Here is an 18,320-nt window from a genome sequence, read left to right on the forward strand (position 1 = left end):
GAACTTGAAGCAGTGTTCATGGTCGGCGCAAGGATCGACCGCCGCCCCGGCTGTCTCTGATGGCGAAGCGAAGTATTCGGGAGAAAAGCTCATGTCGACCGCAGCCGAATGCCTGACCACGGACCTCGCCGGCCCGCCCGCGCGCGACCTGCCTGCGGCGGACCGCGAAGCCTTCGTCGCGGCGATGAGCGGAGCGGTGACCGGCGTGAACATCATCACCACCGACGGCGTCGCCGGCCAGCGCGGCGTGACGGTGAGCGCCGTCGCCTCGGTCTCGGCCGACCCGCCGATGGTGCTCGCCTGCGTCAACCGCCGCAGCCCCGCCGCCGACGCCATCCGCCGCAACGGCGTGTTCTGCGTCAATCTCCTGGCCGCCCACCATGCTCCGCTCTCCGACGTCTTCGCCGGCCGACCGCGCGAGGGCGAGCCGTTCGATTTCCGCCGTGCCGACTGGCAGGCGGGGGCCAGCGGCACCGCCAGGCTCGCCGACGCCGTCGCCGCCTTCGACTGCGTGCTCCACAGCGCCGTCGACGCGGGCACCCACACCATCTTCGTCGGCCGCGTGGTGGAAGTTTCCGCCGGCGACCGGGAGCCGCTCGCCTATTGCCGGCGCTCCTACTGCACTCCCGCCGCGATGGCCGTGGCCGGCTGACGCCGCCCCTCGCGCTTTCCAGCTTCGACAGAAAGGCACTTTCCATGATCAGGACCGGTCAGCAGTACCGCGACTCCATCCGCGACGGACGCCGCGTGTGGATCAACGGCGAACGCGTCAAGGACGTCACCGTCCATCCGATGTTCAAGCCGCTGGTCGACATCCGCGCCCGCATCTACGACATGGCGCACGAGGAGCGCTACCAGGCCGAGATGACCTATGAGGAGGGCGGCGAGCGCTTCGCCGTCGGCCTGAAGCTGCCCCACACCCAGCAGGACTGGCACGACAAGCGCCGCGCCACCGACCTGGTGCTGGAGGACGTCAAGGGCATCGTCACCCGCGTCGGCGACGAGACGGTCGGCGAGATGTGGTCGCTGTTCGACGGCCAGGACGTGCTCAACGAAGTCGATCCGCGCTTCTCGCAGAACATCGCCCGCCACATCGACCTCGTCACCCGCAACGACCCCTTCCACGTCTCCGCCAACACCGATCCCAAGGGCGACCGTTCCAAGCGGCCGCAGGACCAGGATCCGGACATGCTGCTGCACGTGGTCAGGGAGACCGACGCCGGCATCGTCGTGCGTGGCGCCAAGTATGAGACGGCGGCGGCCTATGCCAACCAGGCCTTCACCAAGCCGACCATCGCCAACTGGGGCGACAGCAAGCTGTCGGAATATGCCGTCGGCTTCATCTGCGACTTCGCCTCGCCGAACCTGCGCTTCATCTCGCGCACCGGCTTCGCCGGCCGCGCCCCGGCCGAGGACTACCCGCTCGCCAACCGTTTCGACGAGGTCGACACGCTGGTCGTCTATGACGACGTGCTGATCCCCTGGGAGAACGTGCTGTTCTACCAGCACACCCGGGCCGCCGCCTTCATCCGCGCGACGCTGCACCGCTACTCCGCCTTCGCCTTCGTGCAGCGCAACCTCAAGCTCGCCGACATGATGATCGGCGCCGCGCTGTGGAACGTGAAGCAGACCGGCCTGGAGCACCAGCAGGCGGTGCAGGAAAAGCTGGCGACGCTCGCCTGCTATCGCGAGGGCATCAACGCCCACCTCACCGCGGCGATCGCCACGGCCGAGCCGAGCCCGGCGGGCCTCCTGATGCCGAACCAGTCGCTCCTGATGACCGGCCGCGTGCTCGCCTGCTCGCAGCTGCACCTGATGATGCACATCGCCCGCGAGCTCTGCGGCGGCCAGATCTGCGTCACCCCCGACGCCGCCACCTTCCGCGATCCGGAAGCCGGCAAGTGGCTGAACAAGTTCTACAGCCTCAACGACAACTGGCAGGCCGACGACCGGCGCAAGCTGCTGGCCTTCGCCCGCGACCTGCTCAATTCCGACTACGCCGGCCACCGGCTGACCTTCCAGCTCTTCGCCCAGTCGCCGCCCTTCGCCCATCTCGCCGCGGTCTACCGCAACTTCGACTGGACCGACGCGCTGCGCTTCACCAAGGAAGCCGCCGGCCTGTCCGACCAGATCTATGGCCGCAAGCCGATCGCCGCCGAGTGACCCCGCCGCCCCGCGGCATTCCTTCCTGCCTGGACTCTCCTCCCATGATCCACAAGCGCCTTCGCCCGTTCAACACCAAGGAAACCTATCCCGAGCAGAAGCTCGACAACGACCTGTCGCAGGGCGTGGTCGCGCGCGGCACCACAGTGTTCCTGCGCGGCCAGGTCTCGCAGGATCTCGACAGCCGCGAGAGTCTGCATGTCGGCGACGCCACCCTGCAGACCCGCAAGACCATGCAAAACATCAAGATGCTGCTGGAGGAAGCCGGCAGCGAGATGGCCCATGTCTGCCGCATCGTCGTCTACCTCACCGACATCCGCTACCGCGAGGCGGTCTACCAGGAGATGGGCCGCTGGCTGAAGGGCGTGTTCCCCTGCTCGACCGGCCTGGTCGTGCCGGCCCTCGCCCGCCCCGAATGGGTGGTCGAGATCGAGGTGACTGCCGTCATCCCCGACGCCTGAGCACAGCCGTCACGGGCCTTAAACACCAGGGCGTCTCGCCGGGAGGGAATGACCGCCCGGCGGGACGCCGCCGCGATTCAGCCAATTCCGGACGCCGCGCGTCCGTACAGGGGGAACAGCCCATGACCTTTTCCATTTCGGCCCGGTGCAGCCGCAGCGGCATGTTCGGCATCGCCGTGTCCTCGTCGAGCCCCTGCGTCGCCGCGCGCTGCGCCCATGCCCGTGCCGGCGCCGGCGCGGTCGCGACCCAGAACATCACCGACCCGACGCTGGGCCCGCGCGGCCTCGACCTGCTCGCCTCCGGCCTGTCGGCGAGCGAGGCGCTGGAGGAACTGAAGGCTGGGGCCCGGCACATCGAATACCGCCAGCTCGCTCTGGTCGACCGCGACGGCAACAGCGCCGGCTTCTCCGGCAGCCGCACGCTGGGCCAGCACCGCACCGTGACCGGGCGCGACGTGGTTGCCGCCGGCAACCTCCTGTCCAGCCTGGCCGTGCCCGAGCGCATGGTCGAGACCTTCCTGAAGCTCGCCGACGCCCCGCTCGGCGATCGCCTGGTCAAGGCGATGCAGGCAGCCCTGGCGGCCGGCGGCGAGGAAGGACCGGTGCATTCGGTCGGCATGCTGCTGGTGCGCGACGTCGCCTGGCCGGTGGCGGACCTGCGCGTCGACTGGCACGAGACCGACCCGATCGGCGAGCTCGACCGGCTCTGGGAGCTGTGGAAGCCGCAGATGGACGCCTATGTGACGCGCGCCCTCGATCCGTCGTCCGCACCGTCCTACGGCGTGCCCGGCGACCTTTAGGGACAGTGCGGTTCGGCGGAGACACGCCTTGCGTCCTCGCCCCGTTTCGACGCATCCGGACAATCCGGCGCGATGCCGTCGGACCGCAGGACGCCCCAGGTTCCGATGGCAGGCGCGGGCACCGCAGCCGGCCGTCGTCACGGCGTTGCGCACCATCGCTTGACCCGCGGCTGCAAGGCATGATCATGCCCTCCAGCCCGGGGCGAGCCATGGCCCGCCGCCGGGGCGGGTTTTCCCTGCCCCGGCCCGACCATTCCTTTCCCCCCGGGCGCGCCGTGATCACACAGGACCTGCAAGCCTTCTCGATGCGCTTCACGCTCAGGCAGCTCGCTTACTTCGTGGCCGCGGGGGAGACCGGCAGCATCACGCTCGCATCCGAACGGGTGAACATCTCCCAGCCCTCGATCTCGGCCGCCATCTCCCAGCTCGAGACCGAGTTCAGCCTGCAGCTCTTCGTTCGCCACCACGCCCAGGGCCTCTCCCTGACGCCGGCCGGCGAACGCTTCCTCCAGGCCGCCAAGGCGCTGCTGCAGCAGGCGGAGGAGTTGCACGACGTCGCCGACGAGGTTGCCTCCTCCGTCACCGGTCCCCTGCATATCGGCTCGTTCCGCACCTTCGCGCCGCTGCTGGTGCCGGACCTGTGCAAGAGCTTTCTCGACCAGTATCCCGGCGTGAAGCTGCGCGTCTCGGAGGGGGACGAGGCGGCATTGATCGGCAAGCTGCGCCGGGCCGAGATCAGCATCGCCATCACCTATGAGCTCAACGTCACCGACGACGTCGCCTTCGAACCGCTGGCCGAGCTGCCGACCCATCTCGTCCTGCCCGCCGGCCACGCCATGGCCGGGCGCGACGCCGTTGCCCTGGCCGAACTGGAGGGCGAGCCGTTCATCCTCCTCGACATGCCGCTGACCCGCGAATATTTCCTGTCGCTGTTCCTGCGCGAAGGGCTGACGCCCAACATCGTCACCAGTTCGCACTATCCCGAGACCGTGCGCAGCTATGTCGCCAGCGGCTTCGGCTACGCCCTGGCGACCGCCCGCCCCGCCAACATGACCGCCGTCAACGGCAAGCCGCTGGTCTATGTCCGGCTGCTCGGCGACTATGCCCCGATGGTCCTCGGTCTCGCCTCGCTCAAGGGCCTGCGCAAGACCCGCGCCGCCGAGGCCTTCGAAGCCCATTGCCGCCGCCAGGTCTCCACCCGCAACCTCCCCGGCATGGCGCCCTGGGACATTCCGGCCGGCCGCCGGACCTGAGGCTCTTCCTCGGAGCCTGACGCGAAAGTCGGCGACGGAGGATCGTCGAGGGATTTTCGTCGATCCGGCAGGAGCCGATCGCCGCCAATATCAAGGATGCTGGCAAGATGCGGCGACGCACCGGGCGGCGAAAGGACCCGCCGAGTCGACCCTCGACTTTCGGATCAAGCTCTCAGGCCGCCAGCGTGTCGACCAGGCGTTCCAGCATGCGCGAGCACGCCGCCATCTGGTCGAGCGTGACGAACTCGTCCGGCTTGTGGGCGTGGCGGATGTCGCCCGGACCGCACACCACCGTCGCAATGCCGAGGCGCTGGCGGAACAATCCCCCTTCCGTGCCGAAGGCGATCTTGCGCAGCGCCGCTCCGCCGGTGAGGCCGCCGACGAAGCCCACGACCGCCTCCTCCGCTCCCGTCTGCAGGCCCGGATAGGCATTGACGATCTCCACCGTCACCCCGGTGTCGGCGAAGCGCTCGCGGGCCCCGCGCGTCAGCGCTCCCGCCGCGTCGAACAGGCGGTCGAGCAGCCTCTGCGGCTCGTCGCCGGGCAGGTTGCGGATCTCGAAATCGAGGGTGCAGTCCCGCGGCACGATGTTGAGCGCCGTGCCCCCGTGAATGGTGCCGACATGCACCGTGGTGAACGGCACGGCATAGTCCGGGTCATGGCTGCCCGAGGCCAGGATCTCCTCCTGCAGCGAGCGCAGCGCCGTCACCATGTCGGCGGCGAGATGAATGGCGTTGAGCCCTTCCGGCGCATGGCTGGAATGGCATTCCCTGCCCAGGCAGGCGATGCGGCCGGCGGTCTTGCCCTTGTGCGCCACCACCGTCTCCATCGCGGTCGGCTCGCCGATGATGCACATCGCCGGCAGGTCCGCCGAGCCCGCCATCTGGTCGATCAGGCGCCGGACGCCGACGCAGCCGATCTCCTCATCGTAGCTGAAGGCCAGGTGCAGCGGCCGCGCCAGGGGCCGCCGGGCCGCCGCCTCGGCCGCGGCGAGGGCGCAGGCCAGGAAGCCCTTCATGTCGGCGGTGCCGCGGCCGATCAGCCGGTCCTCCCGCTCCAGGAGGCGGAAGGGATCGGAGCTCCAGGCCTGCCCCTCGGTCGGCACCACGTCGGTATGCCCCGACAGCATGACCCCGCCCGGCCCGGCCGGCCCGACAACCGCGTGGAGGTTTGCCTTGCGCCCGTCCTCGCTCGGCACGAGGCGAGCCTCGATCCCGACGGCGGCGAGCAGGTCGCGGACATAGGCGACGAGGTCGAGATTGCTGTCGCGGCTGACGGTCGGAAAGGCGATGAGGCGATCGAGGATCGCGAGCGTGCGCTGCATGGACATGGACTGGAACACCACGGCGGCTGAGGGGCAGCCGCATCATAGCCGCCGGTCCGCCCGGCGGGCGTCGGCATTTTCGAGGCGTCGCGTCGGCAAAGCCGAAGCAGGTGCGAGCGCGGCAGGTGCCTATCCGGTCCAGGCCAGGTGCTGTCCGCCGTCGACCACGAGCATCTGGCCGGTAACGCTGCGGGCGCGGGCGAGGTAGAGCACCGCCTCGGCGATGTCCGCGACGGAGCTGCCGTGGCCGAGCGGCGTACCGGCCGCCTCCCGCTCGAATTCGGCCTCGGTCTGGCGCGTGTTCGGCACGGTCGGTCCCGGCCCGATGCCATTGACGCGAATGCGCGGCGCCAGCGCCTGCGCCAGGGTCTGCGTCGCCGTGTAGAGGCCGGCCTTGCTGAGATAGTAGGAAACGTAGTCCGGCCGCGGATGCAGCACCCGCTGGTCGATCAGGTTGACGATCGACGGATCCGCCGCATCGGGCGGGACTTGCCGGGCGAAGGCCTGGGAGAGGAAGATCGGTGCGCGCAGATTGACCGCCATCGTCCGGTCATAGGCCGCCATTTGCAGCGTACCGATTTCGTCGGGCTCGAACTCCGAGGCGTTGTTGACCAGAAGCGTCAGCGGCCCGACGGCGGCGGCTGCCGTCGGCACCAGTTGCTCGACCGCTTCGGCCAGCCCCAGATCCGCGGCGACGACGGCAGCCCTGCCGCCGGTGCCGACGATCTCGGCCGCCACGTCTTCCGCCGCCCGGCGCGAACGGTTGCAGTGGATGGCGACCGCATAGCCCTCGGCCGCCAGCGCCCGGGCGACGGCGCCACCGATGCGCCTGGCGGCACCGGTGACGAGCGCGCCGCCGCGCGATTGCAGATATGACGTCATGACCAGCCGCTCCCCGTGCAGGATTTCCGGACTGCACCGCCGGGGCGGCTCGAAAACCTCGCAGAGTCACAAGATCGGACCGCCTGTCGGAACCGCAACCCCGGCGGGCGGGCATCGTTAACCCCCGCACCGGCCGTATACGATCGATTCACACTGAACGAAAGATGACGGCGACTGCGCAAAGGCTCTTAACGCTCGTTAACGACTTGCGCCCTATCGATCGCGGCGAAGGCCGGCCTGACAACCGGCCGTTGAGGTTTCCGAGGATGCACCATCGACCGCGCCCGCTCCTGCCCGATGCGAGGGTTTCGACCGGATCCCCGATCCGGCCGAACCGCCGCCGGGGAGCCCTGCGGTCGCCGCAGGCTGGCGGGACCAGCGGCCCATGCCCCCGAATCGCCTGCAAGTATCCCGCTCGCGTCCCTGCCCCGGGCAGCGGGCTCAGCTCCGTCCTCCGCCTCGCCGCGGCTCGCCTGGCATTGGCCGCCATGGCGGCGACCGGCTCCGTCGAAGCCGGGCGTGCCGCCGAGCCGGCACCGCTCGAAGCCTACGACGCCCAGACGGTCTCGGCCGCGGTCTATGACTGGACCGGACTCGACGCCGCGGCGCATGACGGCCGGGACCGGATTGCCACCATCCCGGCCAATGCCGGCGACCGGCCGGGTGGCGCGCGGCCCGGCGCGGCCTTCGCATCCCCACCCCGCGCCACCGGCCGCGACGAGGACATCGTCACCGGCAGCATCGACAGGCCCGACAGCCCGAAGGCGCTCGGCTGGCTCGGCTCGCCGCAAACCCGGGCGAGCCTCCCCCTCAACCGGTACTTCATCCACGGCATCGGCAGCTTCGGATTCGGACGCCTCGCCGCTCCCGTCAGCAGCGCCGACCTCGGCCGCTGGAACCGCGACTGGACGCAGGGTGTCGGCGCCGAGCTCGTCCTTGCCCGTGACTGGACGCCCCGGCTGGAGGCGTTCCGCTATGATCTCGGGCATATCGGCTTCGACGGGCTCCTGTCGCCGATCGCGCCCGGCGGCGTGATGGCTCGCGGCGGAGATCCGGGCGAATTCTGAAATGACCGCATCGGGCAATCTCGACAAAAGCGCGTGACTGTCACGCAACAATCTCATTAACAGAAGTTAAACATTTTTGATGATCAACATCTCTTCATCCAGAATCTCTCATGCCATAACAATGTAAGCGACTGTCCCATAAAATTTCCGACCCGATCCGGTCATAATACCGCCTCTTTGTGAAAACACCTTGTGACTATGGAACTACAGATTTTCACATCCAAACAGACTACATCTGAACCATCGCGATGACGGGCGAAACATCTTCGACCCGCCCGCACAGACTGCGTATCCGAGTACATGGAGACCATCATGAAGACGCTTCTTTTCGCCACTGCCGCGGCCATGCTGCTGGCGGCCCCGGCGATTGCAGCCGACCTCGCGCCCAACTACGGTGAGCCGGCCCCGCCGCCTTATGCGGAGCAGCCGGCCGGCCACAACTGGACCGGCTTCTATGCCGGCGTGAACGCCGGCTACGGCTTCTCGGGCGACCTGGGCAAGAGCGACACCACGCGCCTCAACGATGCCAAGGGGTTCGAGGCCGGCGGCCAGGTCGGCTACAACTACCAGATCGCTCCGGTGGTGGTCGGCATCGAGGCCGAGATGGATTATTCGGACGTCAAGGACAAGTACGCCGGCACGAGCGGCAACCTGAACTACCGCGGCTCGGTGACCCCGCGCCTCGGCTACGCTGCGGACCGGATCATGCCCTATGTGAAGGGCGGTCTCGCCTTCGGGGATACCGAGATCAAGGTCAACGGCGTCGGCTCCGACAGCAAGACCCAGGTCGGCTGGACCGGCGGCGCCGGCGTCGAATACGCCGTCACCGACAACGTCTCGGTGCGCGGCGAGTACAACTACACCGATCTCGGCAAGGACACCTTCACCTTCGGCAACAAGACGGTGAAGAGCGGCTACAAGGGCAGCGACGTCAAGGCCGGCATCAACTACAAGTTCTGATCCTCTCGATCGGAAGACCGAAAGGCCCGGCTCGCGCCGGGCCTTTTGTCGTGCGCGGACTGCGCGGCATCCGCGAAAGCGGAGCCGCCCTCAGCCGGGCACCCGGGTCAGCTCGAAGGAGGGCACGGCCGCGGCGAAGGCCGTCAGCCATTCGACCAGTCGCGGGTGGTCCGCGCGCCAGGCCCCGGCGAAGCGCAGGTCGAGATAGCCGAGCGCGCAGGCCAGCGCGATGTCGTCGACATGGATGTCCGGATCGAAGGGTCCGACCGTCTGTTCCAGTGCCGCCAGAACCCGCTCGACCTTGCCCGCCTGATGGTCGGTCCAGGTCTTGGCCCGCTGTTCCTCCGGCCGGAACCGCACCTCGTAGACCTGCAGGAGGGCAGCATCCATGAGGCCGTCGCAGAGGGCCTGGCGGGTCAGCACGTCAAACCGCGACAGGCCGACCGGAATGATCCGCCCTCCCCCGGCCAGGGCGTCGAGATATTCCACGATGACCCGGCTGTCGTAGATCACCGTCCCGTCGGCGACGACCAGAGCCGGGATCTTACCCAGCGGATTCTGCAGGCGCAGGGAATCGCCGGGATCGTTGGTGTCGGCGGCGACGATGGTGATGCGGTCGATCAGGCCCAGATGATGGGCGGCGATCTTGACCTTGCGGCCAAAGGGCGAGGCTGGCGATGAGCGCAGAATCATCATGGCGTTCGGGCAACTCGGTTGGCGGAAGGGAACGAAACCTCAAGCAAACGACGGACCGGCGCCGAGCTCCTGTCCACCATTCTGCTTAGGGCTTCGGCCTCTCCGTGGCCAGCCTGAAACGGTGTCGCGTCGTCAGCCGAGGACCAGGTTCACCGCCTTCGGCCCCTTGCCCTTCTTGTCGGGCTCGACGTCGAAGGTGATCCGCTGTCCTTCCGCGAGGTCGGACAGGCCGGACCGCTCGACTGCGGTGATGTGGACGAAAATGTCCCTGCCGCCGTCATCGGGCTTGATGAAGCCGTAGCCCTTCTGGGCATTGAAGAATTTCACCGTGCCGCTCTGCGCCATCGATTGCTCCGCGTCCGCTCAATCGGCTGCCGGCGCCCACGCCGGTAGAGACGGTCGAAGACCAGGATACGTCGAAGCATTGCCACCATGGAGGAGTCGGCCATGGGATCTACTTGCGATTTCACCGGGTGCCTACCCCGCCCGATTAATCATAAGTGTCATCCAAGTGCAGCTTTCGCGCAAGGGGGTGGTGTTGCGTTATGTGTCGTCATGTCTCGCTGCGTCACTCGGCCTTGAGCCATTCCACCCGCGCATGGCCCCGGCCCTCGCGGGCCAGCCGTTCCGCCAGGGCCGGTGCCAGGACGCCCAGCTCTTCGTCGAGGCGCCAGGGCGGATTGACGATCGCCATGCCGCAGCCGTTGAGCCGGTCGACGCGCTCGACGTCGAAGAGCCCGATCTCCGCCCGCAGCACCGTCGCGGCCGGCAGCGTCGCCAGCTTGCGGGCGAAGGCGTCGACCTCTCGCCGCCCCTTGATCGGATACCAGATGGCGTAGATGCCGGTGGCCCAGCGCCGCAATCCCGCTTCCAGCCCTTCGATGATCGCACGGAACTCCCGCTCCTGCTCGAAGGGCGGGTCGACCAGCACCAGGCCGCGCCGCTCCGGCGGCGGCAGCCGCGCCTTGAGCACGCCCCAGCCATCGGCCTCGACGATGCTCGCGCGCCTGTCGCGGCCGATCGCTTCGTGCAGCAGCCGGGCCACGGCCGGCTGTGTCTCGCAGAAGGTGAAGCGGTCCTGCGGCCGGGCGAGGCGCTGCACCAGGTGCGGCGACCCCGGATAGAGCCTGGGCCGATAGGCCGCCATCTCGCGGGCTATGCCCAGCCAGGGCTCGGCGAGGTCGGCCGCCGCGCCGTCGAGCGGCCGGTCGAGCAGGCGGCCGAGGCCGTCATGCCATTCGCCCGTCCGCTGCGCGGCCTCGGCGTCGAGATCGTAGAGGCCGGCCCCCGCATGGGTGTCGATCACCCGGAAGGCCGCGTCCTTGCGGCACAGATGCTGCAGGATCCGGCCGAGGACGGCGTGCTTGAAGACGTCGGCGAAATTGCCGGCGTGGAAGGCGTGGCGATAATTCATGCCGGCTCACAAGCAGGTCGCGGGCAGGAAGTCCAGCGCCCAGCAGAGCCCGAAGCGGCGGCGGCATCAAGTCCGGTCGCGAATGGCCGCCCGACGCGACAAGGCGGGCCGGAGGGCCCGCCTGCCAGGTGCCGTTGGGGGGAGCGTCAGTCGCAGCCGCCACCGTAGCCGTAGCCGCCATAGCCGCCCTCATAAGAGTTCCGGCGGCGGGGAGCGTAGGAGACCTCGTAGCCGTAGTCGCCCTCGTCGTAATAGCGCACGATCCGGCGCTGGATCTTGACCGGCTTGCGCACCGGGGCCTCGACCACCGGCGCCTCGGCCGGAGCAGCCTTCCCGGCCACGGGCGGCGGCGCATCGGCCTGCGGTGCGGCATCGGCCTGCGGCGCCGGATCGGCGGCGTCGACGGCGGCCGGCGCGGGCTGCTCGGCGACCGGCTCCGAAGCGGCGAGCCTGGCCGGAGCCGGCCCGGCGGCGTCCGGGGCGGCCGCGACGGGCACGATCTGGCGCTGGGCCGGAACCTGGCCCTTGTCGGCGACGGACTGGACCGGTGGCACCGGCCGCAGCCGCACCGGGTCGCCGGCCGGCTGGGTAGGCAGGACGAAAGGCTGGGTCCGCGGCGGCCGCACGACATCGCCGACCGGCTGGACCGGGCGGGAGAAGACACGCTGCGGGTTGCCGCGATCGGCCACCGGCGAGATCGGCACCAGCGGCCGCAGGCGCACCGGCGCGCCGACCGGCTGGGCCGGCGGAGCCTTGACGAAGCCTTGCGGACGGGGCTGCTCGCCGACCGGTCCCACCGGACGCAGGCGCAGCCGGCCCGGCGACTGGCCGGTCGGCTCGCCGGCCGGCCGGACCTTGAGGATGCGGGGGCGGAAGTCGCTCTGGGCCGAGGCCGTCCCGGCGGCGGTGGAGATGAAGGCGAGAGCGGCGACGGAAGCGGCGAGAAGAATGCGCATTGGACGTCTCCTGTGCCCGGAAAGATCTGATGGGCGGAGACTATGCTGTTCGCCGGCGCCTGCCTGTGCCGGTTGTCACACGCGGATGACGTAGGTCTTTCGCGTGGTCTCGACCACCTCCCACGTACCGGTCAGGCCGGGCTCGAGCACGATGGTATCGCCCGGGCCGAGCCGCACCGGCTCGCCGCCGTCCGGCGTGACGATCGAGCGGCCTTCGAGCAGGGTGCAACTCTCCCACTCGTCGTAGGAGACACGCCATTTGCCCGGGGTCGCCTCCCACACGCCGCAGAAGGTCTTGCCGTCGGCGCTCTCATAGGCGTTCCAGGTGCGGAAGCGCGGCTGTCCGGCGAGCACGCGGTCCGGCGCCGGCGCCCCCGCCTCGGGCTCGCCCGCGCCGGCGGCGGGAAAACGAATATGCCTGGTCATGTCAGCGTACCTTGGGAACAACGATGGATCGGGCCCGGCACGTGTCGCGCTGGACTTCCTGCGGGCAGGCGCGGAACGTGCGCATATCCTTGGTCAGGCAGATGCGCACGCCCTGCAGCACCGGACGGCCGCCGTCGCCGCGACCGCAATCGACCGTCATCATGTCGGGGCGCAGGCCCGGATTGGCGGCGGCGATCGCCCTTTCGATATCGAGCGGCGAGGTTTCGACGTCCTCGGCCGGGGCGCGGTAGGCTTCGGGCGTCTCCAGCGACGAATAGAGCTTGGCGATCGCTGCGAAATACTGCGACGGCGGCAGGCCGGAGCAGGTGCCGTGCTTCTTCCATTCGTAGCGCGCCAGCCCCTCGGAGGGCATCACGCCGCGGACCGCCTCGACGTCGCGCCGCTGCGGAACGCGCCCCTGCGGCAGGCAATAGGACGGGTAGCCCTGCTCGGATTGCGGCCAGAGCCCGTGTACGACGAAGCCGAGCCCCGTGCCCACGGCGCATTGGTCGCGCGCCTTGGCCTCGCCGCCGGACGCGCAGAAGCCCGGCGACCAGGACAATGCCAGCAGGTAGAGATCGAAATCGCCGGCGGCGGCGCCCTTGTTCTCGCGCGGGGCAGCCGAGGCGCCGCCGCCGATCAGCAGCGCCGCGACGCCCGCGCCGATCGCGCGCTGCAGCCGGCGGCTGCGACCGGAAGAACGGATCGGTCCACTGGCGCGACCCGCAGGCCTCACGGCTGCGCCATCTTGCAGTCGGGCGCGAAGGCGAGGTTGCGATCGAGGCCGCTGACGCACCACTCCACGCCCCAGCTCCCGCCGGAAGCCCCGATCATGCTGGCAAAATTGAGGTCCTCGCCGATGGCATAGTAGACCGTGCGATAGCGCTGGTCGGAGACCAGGACGCGTGCGCTGCAGAAGCGCCGCGGAATATAGCTCGGCCCCCACGGCCGGAACGCGATCTCCCGCGCCCGGTCGAAAGACAGAAGGGTGAGGCTGGAATTCCAGTAGGTGGACTCCCGGCTGGCGAATTTCTGCGCGATCTTCGTGACCACATACGAGTCCCGGCAGGACGGCAGGACGCCGTCATAGTTGGGGCCGGACAGCCAGAAGTTCTTCTCGAGCAGGGACGCGGCGCTGGCCGGCGCCGCGACCGCGACAGCGAGCACGAAAGCGGCGAGACGGACGGCAGTCATGTCTGGAATCCTCGGTCCTGTGTGGCGCGAGCTTGCGTGGCGGTGCGAGCGGCGTCAAGGGCGTCGCATCGTCCTTTGCGGCAAGACGTCGTCCGCCGGGCGGCAACGGATCACCCGAACGCCATGCGGCGCGGGCGGGTCGACCGGGAGGAGCGACTCGTCGCGAAGGACATGTTCATGGCCCGGTGCCGGCGGCTATCGGCGGACCGCCGCAAGCGACGGCCGGGGCCGTCTCCTTCATGCGGCGCCGGCTTTTCGGGCAGCGGCGATGCCGTTCCATCTGTGGCAGGCGTTTGTATCGATGTCGAAGAGGTCGAGGGCGCGAGCGACGGAGTAGTCGACCATGTCTGCGAGGGTTTCGGGCCTGGCGTAGAAGGCGGGGACGGGCGGCATGAGGACGGCGCCCATTTCGGCGAGGGCGGTCATGGTGCGCAGGTGTCCGAGGTGGAGCGGGGTCTCGCGGACCATGAGCACCAGGCGGCGGCGTTCCTTGAGCACGACGTCGGCGGCGCGGCTGATCAGGCTGGAGGTGACGCCTGTGGCGATCTCGGACATGGTGCGGACCGAGCAGGGGGCGATCAGCATGCCGAGGGTGCGGAAGGAGCCGCTGGCGATGGCGGCGCCGACATCGGCGACGGCGTGGACGACGCCGGCCTTCGCGGCCACGTCGGCGGGGCTGAGGCCGAGCTCGTGCGACAGGGTGAGGTGGGCGGAGCGGGTGACGACGAGGTGGGTCTCGATGCCCGCCGCCGCCAGGAGCTCGAGCGCCCGGACGCCGTAGACGGCGCCCGAGGCGCCGCTGATGCCGACGACGAGGCGCGGGCGCTGCTGGGGTGGGGTTGGGGTCATGGCGCGGCCCGCTCAGGCGCCCGGGAACCAGTGCGCCAGGTCGACGGTGTCGGCGAGGCGGATTGTCTTGCGCTCGAACTCGGCGCGGCGGTGGAACGGCTTGGTGGCGTCGATCAGCAGGCGGCCCCAATGGTCCTTCTGCTCGTCGCGGTAGAAGGAGGGGGTGTCGGGGATGATCATCATGTCCTTGTCCGGGCGGCAGCGGGTCAGGATGGCCCACATGACGTCGTCCATGTCGTAGATGTCGACATCGGCGTCGACCACGGTGATCACCTTGGCCCAGATCGGCTCGGCGCCGATCGTCGCCAGCATGACCTGGCGGGCATGGCCCTCGAACTGCGGGTCGATCTTGACCACGGCGTGGGTGACGAAGGGCTGGCAGGTGACGTCGAGGATGCCGGGCAGGGCCGCGCTCAGGCGCTGGTAGATGTTGGCCGAGACCGAGAGCTCCAGGGTGAGCACCTCCTCGGCCGAGCCGCACAGGATGGAGTGGAACACCGCGTCGCGGCGGACGGTGACGCCGAGCACCTCGAACACGGCGTTCGGGCCCTCGGGCACGTAATAGCCCATGAACTCGCCGAACGGGCCCTCGGGCCGGCGTTCGTTCGGCAGGAAGCGGCCCTCGATGACGATCTCGGTGTCGGCCGGCACCTCCAGGTCGATGTGGCGGCACTTGCGCATGGCGATCGGGCTGCCCTTGAGGCGGGCGGCCACCTCCAGCTCGTCGACGTCGTAGGGCAGCGGCGCGGCCGCGGTCAGGAAGGCGGTGGCCGGGGCGCCGATCAGCATCGCCGCCTCCAGCGGCCGGCCCAGCTTCTCCGCCTTCTCGTGGTAGAGGGTCAGGTGGTGGCGCGGCGCCAGGCGGCAGCGCAGCTCGCGGTCGCTGACATACATCGAGCGGTGGTAGGACAGGTTGCCGACGCCGGTCTCCGGGTCCTTGGCGATGAACATCGCCGAGGTGAAGTAGGGCGCGGCGTCGCGGTCCGAATAGGTGATCAGCGGCAGGTCCGACAGCGTGCACTCGGTCAGGCCGTCGTCCCCGGCCGGCACGAAGGGCGCGCCGCCCTGGCTGCCGAGATGGGCCAGGTTGCTCCATTGCCGGCAGAAGTCCCGGGCGTCGATGCCGATGACCTCGGCCAGGCGCTCGCGCGAGCCGTAGACATTGGTGACGACGGGAAAGCGGGTGCCCTTGACGTTGGTGAACAGGATCGGCTTGCCCCAGCGCTTCTGCGCCGCATGGGTGACGGCGGCCAGCTCGTGGAACGGGTCGATCGCCTTGTCGACCACCAGAAGGTCGCCGCGCTCGCGCAGGCGGGCAAGATAGGTCCTCATCGGATTCTCCGGGGGGAAGGGTTGGTCGGGGGCGGCGTCGCGGGCCCGGGCCGGGGGCCGCCGGAGCTGGCCTCGTGGGCGCTGCGCAGGCGGTAGCGGTCGCCCGGATAGAGGAAGCGGCTGCGCGTCACCGGCACGTCGCCGCGCCAGGTGCGGCGGTCGAGCAGCAGGCAGGGCTGGCCGGCGTCGATCTGCAGCGCCGCCCGGCTCTCCTCGTCCGGGCGGATGGCGCGGATGGTGTTGTCGACATAGGTCACCTCCGTCTCGCGCAAGAGGTAGGCGTGCGGCGTCATCCGGGTGAAGTCCTGGTCGAGATAGCCGGGGGCCTCCTCGGCGTTGACGAAGCGGTCCTCCAGCTGGATGGGGGTGCCGTCCTCCTTGTGCAGGAGGCGCGAGTGGAAGACGACGCCGTCCTGGGGCAGCGCCAGCAGCTTGGCGCGGGCGTCGTCGGGGGCGAGCGCGCAAAGTGATATCACTTCGCTGGCGTGCACGCCGCCGTCGCCCTCGATCTCCTCGGAGACGTCGGGCAGGTCGAAGATGGCGCATTGCATGCGCGGGCCGATGACGAAGGTGCCGCGGCCCTGGATGCGCACCAGCACGCCCTCGGTCTGCAGCTCGCGCAGGGCGCGGCGGACGGTCAGCCGCGAGGCGCCGAACTCCTCCGCCAGCTCCTCCTCGCGCGGGATCTGGAAGTCGGCCGGCCATTCGGCGGCGCGGATGCGCTTCTCGATCGCCGTCTTGATCTGGCCGTACAGCGGCTGGGCAACCGGCAGTGTCCCGCTCATGGAGCCTCGGTCGGATGACAAATGAATATCACTTTCGCCAGGATACGCGGCCTTGCGCGGCGCTGTCCAGCCTCGGATGCGGCAAATGCCGCGAAATCCCGCCAGAACCCGCAAGAGTCCGCTTGACAGGCCCGGGATAATCCTATCCATTCCCAGCAAACGAATATCATTATCCACGAAAAAACATAGACATTTGTCGGCCGCGGCCCCTGCGCCTGCCGCCGCACCCCGGCGGCCGCGCCGGATCATGGAGAGACCGGATGATGGCGGGCGCGTTGCCGAAGCTGGACATGTACATCGACGGCGCCTGGGTCGCGCCGGCCTCGGGCGCGTATTTCGAGACGGTCGACCCCTTCACCGCCAGGCCCTGGGCCCTCGTCGCCCGCGGCGGCGCCGCCGATGCCGACCGCGCCGTGCGCGCCGCCCACAAGGCCTTCACCGACGGGCCATGGCGCCGGATGCACCCCTCCAGGCGCGGCCGCATCATCCACCGCCTCGGCGAATTGATCGAGGCGCATGCCGACGCCCTCGCCGAGATCGAGGTCCGCGACAATGGCCGCCTGCTCGCCGAGATGCGCCACCAGATCCGCTACATCCCGAACTGGTACTTCTACTATGCCGGCCTCGCCGACAAGATCGAGGGCGCGGTGCACCCCTGCGACAAGCCGGCGCTCAGCTTCTCGCGCCACGAGCCGCTCGGCGTCTGCGTCGGCATCGTGCCCTGGAACGCGCCGCTGTTCCTGTTGTCGCTCAAGGCCCCGGCGGCGCTGGCGGCCGGCAACACCCTGGTGCTCAAGCCGGCCGAGCACACCTCCGCCACCGCCCTCAAGCTGATGGAGCTGGTCGAGCAGGCCGGCTTCCCGCCCGGCGTCATCAACGTCGTCACCGGCTACGGCAAGGAGGTCGGCGAGCCGCTCGTCACCCATCCCCTGACCCGCCATGTCGGCTTCACCGGCTCGACCGCCACCGGCGCCCATCTCTACGCCCTGGCGGCCCGGGACGTGAAGCGCGTCAGCCTCGAGCTCGGCGGCAAGTCGCCCAACATCGTCTTCAACGACGCCGACCTCGACAACGCCGTGCGCGGCGTGGTCGGCGGCATCTTCGGCGCCGTCGGCCAGACCTGCATCGCCGGCTCGCGCCTCCTGGTCCAGCGCGGCATCCACGACGCCTTCGTCGAGAAGCTCGCCGCCTTCAGCAAGTCGGCCCGCATCGGCGATCCGCGCAACCCCGCCACCCAGATCGGCCCGATCGCCAACCGCATGCAGTACGACAAGGTGCTCGGCTATATCGACATCGCCCGCCAGGAGGGTGCCGAGCTGGTGCTCGGCGGCAAGCGCCCGGACGCGGCCGAATGCGCCGAGGGCTTCTTCGTCGAGCCCACCATCTTCACCGGCGTCGACAACCGCATGCGCATCGCCCGCGAGGAGGTGTTCGGCCCGGTGCTCTCCACCATCGTCTTCGACACCATGGAGGAGGCGGTCGCCATCGCCAACGACACCGAGTTCGGCCTCGCCGCCGGCCTGTGGACCGCCGACATGAAGCAGGCGCTGCGCATGACCGAGCTCCTCGACGCCGGCAGCGTCTGGGTCAACACCTACCGCGACGTCTCCTACACCACCCCCTTCGGCGGCTACAAGAAGAGCGGCATCGGCCGCGAGAACGGCCTCGAAGGCGTCCGCGAATACCTCCAGACAAAGGCCGTCTGGCTCTCCACAGCTCACGAAATCGCAAACCCGTTCGTCATCGGGTGAGGAACGG

The 18,320-nt window shown here is 69.4% G+C and carries 20 protein-coding genes; 8 read left to right on the forward strand and 12 right to left on the reverse strand.

Annotated elements, in window-relative coordinates:
* Positions 1–91: 91 nt before the first annotated feature.
* The 5 genes from AC27L4_RS10615 to AC27L4_RS10635 all read left to right on the forward strand — a co-directional run bounded on the left by AC27L4_RS10615 (position 92) and on the right by AC27L4_RS10635 (position 4,677).
* A complete protein-coding gene (locus AC27L4_RS10615) occupies positions 92–652 on the forward strand; it encodes a flavin reductase family protein (protein WP_487142093.1) in 561 nt (186 codons plus the stop codon).
* A gap of 44 nt (positions 653–696) precedes the next feature.
* On the forward strand, positions 697–2,163 hold the full coding sequence (locus AC27L4_RS10620) for a 4-hydroxyphenylacetate 3-hydroxylase family protein (RefSeq protein ID WP_487142094.1): 1,467 nt from the start codon (positions 697–699) through the stop codon (positions 2,161–2,163).
* A gap of 44 nt (positions 2,164–2,207) precedes the next feature.
* A complete protein-coding gene (locus AC27L4_RS10625; RefSeq protein ID WP_487142095.1) occupies positions 2,208–2,624 on the forward strand; it encodes a RidA family protein in 417 nt (138 codons plus the stop codon).
* A 122-nt stretch (positions 2,625–2,746) separates the two neighbouring features.
* Positions 2,747–3,424: a DUF1028 domain-containing protein gene (locus AC27L4_RS10630; RefSeq protein WP_487142096.1), complete on the forward strand. Its 678-nt coding sequence runs from the start codon at positions 2,747–2,749 to the stop codon at positions 3,422–3,424.
* A gap of 275 nt (positions 3,425–3,699) precedes the next feature.
* Positions 3,700–4,677 carry a LysR family transcriptional regulator gene (locus tag AC27L4_RS10635; protein ID WP_487142097.1) on the forward strand — a complete coding sequence of 326 codons (978 nt, stop codon included), beginning with the start codon at positions 3,700–3,702 and terminating at the stop codon, positions 4,675–4,677.
* 172 nt (positions 4,678–4,849) lie between these two features.
* On the opposite strand, the gene argE is transcribed toward AC27L4_RS10635, so the two are convergent.
* Positions 4,850–6,007, reverse strand: a complete 1,158-nt coding sequence (gene argE, locus AC27L4_RS10640) for an acetylornithine deacetylase (RefSeq protein ID WP_487142098.1) — start codon at positions 6,005–6,007, stop codon at positions 4,850–4,852.
* 123 nt (positions 6,008–6,130) lie between these two features.
* Positions 6,131–6,883 carry an SDR family oxidoreductase gene (locus tag AC27L4_RS10645; protein ID WP_487142099.1) on the reverse strand — a complete coding sequence of 251 codons (753 nt, stop codon included), beginning with the start codon at positions 6,881–6,883 and terminating at the stop codon, positions 6,131–6,133.
* Between the two features lie 488 nt (positions 6,884–7,371).
* On the opposite strand from AC27L4_RS10645, the gene AC27L4_RS10650 reads away from it, so the two are divergent.
* Both AC27L4_RS10650 and AC27L4_RS10655 read left to right on the forward strand, forming a co-directional pair.
* On the forward strand, positions 7,372–7,950 hold the full coding sequence (locus AC27L4_RS10650; RefSeq protein ID WP_487142100.1) for a hypothetical protein: 579 nt from the start codon (positions 7,372–7,374) through the stop codon (positions 7,948–7,950).
* A gap of 312 nt (positions 7,951–8,262) precedes the next feature.
* Positions 8,263–8,910, forward strand: coding sequence for an outer membrane protein (locus AC27L4_RS10655; protein ID WP_487142101.1), 648 nt, complete (start codon positions 8,263–8,265; stop codon positions 8,908–8,910).
* 90 nt (positions 8,911–9,000) lie between these two features.
* Here AC27L4_RS10655 and AC27L4_RS10660 read toward each other — a convergent pair whose 3' ends face one another.
* The 10 genes from AC27L4_RS10660 to hutC all read right to left on the reverse strand — a co-directional run bounded on the left by AC27L4_RS10660 (position 9,001) and on the right by hutC (position 16,562).
* The gene (locus AC27L4_RS10660; RefSeq protein ID WP_487142102.1) at positions 9,001–9,606 is read right to left on the reverse strand and encodes a glutathione S-transferase; all 606 of its coding nucleotides are present in this window, start codon (positions 9,604–9,606) and stop codon (positions 9,001–9,003) included.
* A gap of 132 nt (positions 9,607–9,738) precedes the next feature.
* Positions 9,739–9,951, reverse strand: coding sequence for a cold-shock protein (locus AC27L4_RS10665; protein ID WP_487142103.1), 213 nt, complete (start codon positions 9,949–9,951; stop codon positions 9,739–9,741).
* 223 nt (positions 9,952–10,174) lie between these two features.
* Positions 10,175–11,020, reverse strand: a complete 846-nt coding sequence (locus tag AC27L4_RS10670) for a 23S rRNA (adenine(2030)-N(6))-methyltransferase RlmJ (protein ID WP_487142104.1) — start codon at positions 11,018–11,020, stop codon at positions 10,175–10,177.
* A gap of 146 nt (positions 11,021–11,166) precedes the next feature.
* A complete protein-coding gene (locus AC27L4_RS10675) occupies positions 11,167–11,976 on the reverse strand; it encodes a hypothetical protein (protein ID WP_487142105.1) in 810 nt (269 codons plus the stop codon).
* Between the two features lie 75 nt (positions 11,977–12,051).
* On the reverse strand, positions 12,052–12,402 hold the full coding sequence (locus tag AC27L4_RS10680) for a cupin domain-containing protein (protein ID WP_487142106.1): 351 nt from the start codon (positions 12,400–12,402) through the stop codon (positions 12,052–12,054).
* A gap of 1 nt (position 12,403) precedes the next feature.
* Positions 12,404–13,138, reverse strand: coding sequence for a ribonuclease T2 family protein (locus AC27L4_RS10685; RefSeq protein ID WP_487142107.1), 735 nt, complete (start codon positions 13,136–13,138; stop codon positions 12,404–12,406).
* Complete coding sequence (locus AC27L4_RS10690; protein WP_487142108.1) at positions 13,135–13,596, reverse strand: hypothetical protein; 462 nt, start codon at positions 13,594–13,596, stop codon at positions 13,135–13,137. The genes AC27L4_RS10685 and AC27L4_RS10690 overlap by 4 nt, the downstream gene beginning before the upstream one ends.
* 237 nt (positions 13,597–13,833) lie before the next feature.
* The gene (locus AC27L4_RS10695) at positions 13,834–14,445 is read right to left on the reverse strand and encodes a UbiX family flavin prenyltransferase (protein WP_487142109.1); all 612 of its coding nucleotides are present in this window, start codon (positions 14,443–14,445) and stop codon (positions 13,834–13,836) included.
* A 12-nt stretch (positions 14,446–14,457) separates the two neighbouring features.
* A complete protein-coding gene (locus AC27L4_RS10700; protein WP_487142110.1) occupies positions 14,458–15,777 on the reverse strand; it encodes a UbiD family decarboxylase in 1,320 nt (439 codons plus the stop codon).
* Positions 15,774–16,562: a histidine utilization transcriptional repressor HutC gene (gene hutC / locus AC27L4_RS10705; protein WP_487142111.1), complete on the reverse strand. Its 789-nt coding sequence runs from the start codon at positions 16,560–16,562 to the stop codon at positions 15,774–15,776. The genes AC27L4_RS10700 and hutC overlap by 4 nt, the downstream gene beginning before the upstream one ends.
* A 263-nt stretch (positions 16,563–16,825) precedes the next feature.
* On the opposite strand from hutC, the gene AC27L4_RS10710 reads away from it, so the two are divergent.
* Positions 16,826–18,313 carry an aldehyde dehydrogenase gene (locus AC27L4_RS10710; protein WP_487142112.1) on the forward strand — a complete coding sequence of 496 codons (1,488 nt, stop codon included), beginning with the start codon at positions 16,826–16,828 and terminating at the stop codon, positions 18,311–18,313.
* Positions 18,314–18,320: the final 7 nt, after the last annotated feature.

It is taken from the genome of Labrys sp. Lb11, from assembly GCF_057554225.1.